This window comes from Clostridium sp. CX1 (assembly GCF_025398335.1).
GTDB classification, from domain to species: Bacteria; Bacillota; Clostridia; order Clostridiales; family Clostridiaceae; genus Clostridium_AM; species Clostridium_AM tanneri.
On the sequence record NZ_JAODOO010000041.1, the window covers coordinates 1 to 3,533 of the forward strand.

Here is a 3,533-nt window from a genome sequence, read left to right on the forward strand (position 1 = left end):
TAACACCCGTTCCCATTCCGAACACGATGGTTAAGCTTCTCAGCGCCGATGGTACTGCTCGGGAGACTGAGTGGAAGAGTAGGACGTCGCTAGGTCAATAGGGTTCACTAGCTCAGTCGGTAGAGCACATGACTTTTAATCATGGTGTCCGGGGTTCGATTCCCCGGTGAGCCACCAAGAAGCATCTTCTAAGATGCTTCTTTTTATTTTTTGATTAATCATTTTATAATATAGGTTTAGTATAGATTTTTTCAGAGCTTAAGATTAATATATAGTTATGATAGTTTATTTATAACTTTTCCATGAGTAGGAAACTATTTTTATGACCTACAAGATGGTTCTCACTAAATCATATATATTTAAGAAAGGTTTTATAGGATGAGAAAATATTTTAAAATCATACTAGTTTTTGTATGGATGGCTATTATATTTATATTCTCCAATCAGCCAGCTGTTGTGTCAGATGAGAAAAGTAGGCTTGTTATAAGAGTATTTCAGTTTTTAGGGTTAAACCTAGATAGTATCTTAGGTGAACTAGCTAACTTTATTATTAGAAAAATTGCACACTTTTTAGAGTACTTAATACTTTATTTGTTGCTATTTAATGCATTAAGTAAAGGTATTAGTCTAAAGAAGAAGCTTATATTAGCACTATTTATAGTATTCTTATATGCCTGTACAGATGAGTTTCATCAACTTTTTGTCAGTGGCAGAACTGGACGTATCAGAGATGTTATAATAGACACTTTTGGCGGCGGTGCAGGTGCATTAATTTTACATTTTAAAAGCAAATAATCTCTATAGAAAAAGCCCTAGTTATAAATTTTCTAGGGCTTTTTTTAGTTTATTCCAATCTTCTTTATACATTAAGTTAAATTCTTCACTTCTATTATAAGTTAGGGAAGAAGGATGATACATAGGGAATATATAACTACTTAACTCCTGATTAAAGTGAAGAGTGCCGTGATATTCACCAATAGACTTAAAATTTGTAAGCCTCCTTAGGGGTACATTTCCCAATGTTATTATTATTTTAGGGTGAACGAGTTTAATTTCCTCATCTAATATTTCTCGGAAAAGCTCTATTTCTGAAATTTTAGGAGGCCTATTACTAATTGATGTTTTCCCAGTTTTTCCTTCTTTGATTTTTATAGGTCTAAAATAACAGGTGTTAGTTACCCTAATGTTTTCTCTAGATAAACCAATAGAATTTAAATGCTTCTCAAAATTTTTACCTGCAGTTCCTACAAAGGCTTTTCCTTGTTCAACCTCAGTTTTTCCAGGAGCCTCTCCGACAAATAGAATATCACAAGGAATTGGTCCGTCTCCTGTAATATATCCTCTAATTAGATCTTCATCATAATTTTCTACTATGTTTTTAATTTTTTTCTTTAAATTCTCTATTGTATTCATTTCTTAGTTCCTCTCAAAAAATAATATACTACATAAAAGTGAAGTATCTAATTGTTTACAGTAAACATAGAATTGATTCATTTTACAACTTGTGAATATATTTAGTTTTTCATAATTAAGTTAATATATGCACAGAGTATTAGCTTTTTAATAAAGGATATAAATAATATAAAGTCTGTGAAACATTATTGCAAAGTGTATTAATACATTTTGTAATGATTATTACAGGTGATATAATTTATTTATTATAACAAAGGTAAAAAAACTAATATTTAATTAGGAGTGGTAAAGATGAAAGTTCCATATATAATGACACCAGGGCCTACAGAGGTATGTGAAAATGTAAGGATAACTAGAAGCTTACAGTTTACAAACCCAGATTTAGATTTACAATTTTACGAATTCTATAGAGAAACCTGTGAAAGAATAGGCCGATTTTTAAAAACAAATAATGAAGTGAGAATACTAAATGGAGAAGGTATATTGGGATTAGAAGCTGCGTGTGCATCATTAACCGAAAAAGGAGATAGAGTTTTAGTTATAGATAACGGCATTTTTGGAGAAGGGTTTGCGGATTTTGTAAGGATGTATGGCGGTGAGGTAGTATTTTTTAAAGGAGATAGAGAAAGAGATATAGATATAGAAGAATTAAAAAGATTTTTAGATAAAGATAGTAATTTTAAGTACGCCACAATAGTGCATTGTGATACTCCCTCAGGTGTGCTGAATAACGTATCACAGATATGTCCTATGCTAAAGGAAAAAGGCATATTAACTGTAGTAGACAGTGTTGCTGCTATGGGTGGAGAAGAATTAAGAGTAGACGATTGGAGAATAGATATAGCACTAGGAGCTTCACAAAAGTGTATATCTGCACCACCTGGACTTACAATCTTAAGTATAAGTGAAGATGCTTTTAAATCAATGAAAAATAGATCAACTCCAATAGCATCATTTTATTGCAATCTATTAATCTGGGAAAAGTATTATGAAAATAAATGGTTCCCTTATACCCAACCTATAAGCGATATAATGGCTTTAAGAGTAGCTATTGATAATATTCTAAGTGATAAAAAAATCTTAGAAAGACATAAAAATATAGCAGAAGCAACTAGGAGAAGTATAAAAGAATCAGGATTAGAATTGTATCTTAAAGAAGGATATTGTAATAACGTAACTGTTGTTAAAATACCTGATGGAATAGATGATAAAAAGTTGAGAGATTACATGCTAGAACAATATAATTTACTAATAGCAGGTTCCTTTGGGTACTTAGGAGGAAAAGTTATAAGGATAGGACATATGGGCGAAAATGCAAGAGTGGATAAAGTTAGTTATACATTGGCAGCCTTACAAAAGTCTCTGGAGCATTTTGGATTTATGTGTAAGTGTAATATAGCTTCCTGCTTTTTAAAGGAGTTCTAAATTATAGTTAAAAGTTGTTATTATAGTAAGTTTCTAAAATTTAATTAACTACAATAAATTTTAAGATTAAATAACTATTAATAACAACTCTTAACTATTAATCACTTAATAAAAAAATATAATATTACTTAAAAATGTTCTCCATTTTCATAATATGAACTTTCTTTCAAGACTGTAAAGAAAACATCTACGTTTTCGTAACCAGCCTTATGTATGAAATTAGTTATAGATTTTGATACTTCATCTTGTGTTTCTTGACCTCTATCAAACCAAACTAACTCTATAAGTGGATACCCATCATCTATCTTGCCATCCTTTATAAATGTTGAAGAAATACACTCAATAGTAAAATACTCTCTTGGACATTTTACTATTTTTTCAAGTTCATCAATCATTTCAGTACTTATAACAGATATTTTATTTATATCCACGCCTCTCATTTTAATTTGTGGCATTTAGCTCACCTCCTAGAATATTTTAACCTATGGAAATTAAAAATTAAAGATTTATTCTTAGCAGGTAGAAAAACTTATCCCAGTGTGTCAATAGTAGTATAATTGAGAAAATACTAGATAAAGACAATTAACATGACATAAAGTCGTAAAATAGAAAGATTCACAGCAGATCAATGTAAAATATGTGATACAATAACACATGTCGTCACAAGAAACGACAATACTTAACAAAAACAACTT

General features: G+C 30.3%; 4 protein-coding genes, 1 tRNA gene and 1 rRNA gene. 4 read left to right on the forward strand and 2 right to left on the reverse strand.

Annotation, left to right across the window (positions count from 1 at the left end; genetic code table 11):
* The 3 genes from rrf to N4T77_RS19935 form a co-directional block, all read left to right on the forward strand.
* Window positions 1–95: ribosomal RNA gene (gene rrf, locus N4T77_RS19925) — 5S ribosomal RNA — on the forward strand; the annotation flags it as partial.
* A 6-nt stretch (window positions 96–101) separates the two neighbouring features.
* A tRNA-Lys gene (locus N4T77_RS19930) sits at window positions 102–177 on the forward strand.
* A 201-nt stretch (window positions 178–378) separates the two neighbouring features.
* Window positions 379–795: a VanZ family protein gene (locus N4T77_RS19935; RefSeq protein ID WP_261673612.1), complete on the forward strand. Its 417-nt coding sequence runs from the start codon at window positions 379–381 to the stop codon at window positions 793–795.
* A 21-nt stretch (window positions 796–816) separates the two neighbouring features.
* Here N4T77_RS19935 and N4T77_RS19940 read toward each other — a convergent pair whose 3' ends face one another.
* A complete protein-coding gene (locus N4T77_RS19940; RefSeq protein WP_261673613.1) occupies window positions 817–1,413 on the reverse strand; it encodes a uracil-DNA glycosylase in 597 nt (198 codons plus the stop codon).
* Between the two features lie 291 nt (window positions 1,414–1,704).
* On the opposite strand from N4T77_RS19940, the gene N4T77_RS19945 reads away from it, so the two are divergent.
* Complete coding sequence (locus N4T77_RS19945) at window positions 1,705–2,838, forward strand: alanine--glyoxylate aminotransferase family protein (RefSeq protein ID WP_261673614.1); 1,134 nt, start codon at window positions 1,705–1,707, stop codon at window positions 2,836–2,838.
* Between the two features lie 128 nt (window positions 2,839–2,966).
* On the opposite strand, the gene N4T77_RS19950 is transcribed toward N4T77_RS19945, so the two are convergent.
* Window positions 2,967–3,293, reverse strand: a complete 327-nt coding sequence (locus N4T77_RS19950; protein WP_261673615.1) for a DUF1904 domain-containing protein — start codon at window positions 3,291–3,293, stop codon at window positions 2,967–2,969.
* Between the last annotated feature and the right edge of the window lie 240 nt (window positions 3,294–3,533).

Excerpts from the sequence above, each read along its gene's own strand:
- N4T77_RS19945 (WP_261673614.1), top strand. The coding sequence starts at position 1,705 with ATGAAAGTTCCATATATAATGACACCAGGGCCTACAGAGGTATGTGAA.
- N4T77_RS19940 (WP_261673613.1), bottom strand. The coding sequence starts at position 1,413 with ATGAATACAATAGAGAATTTAAAGAAAAAAATTAAAAACATAGTAGAA.
- N4T77_RS19935 (WP_261673612.1), top strand. The coding sequence starts at position 379 with ATGAGAAAATATTTTAAAATCATACTAGTTTTTGTATGGATGGCTATT.
- N4T77_RS19950 (WP_261673615.1), bottom strand. The coding sequence starts at position 3,293 with ATGCCACAAATTAAAATGAGAGGCGTGGATATAAATAAAATATCTGTT.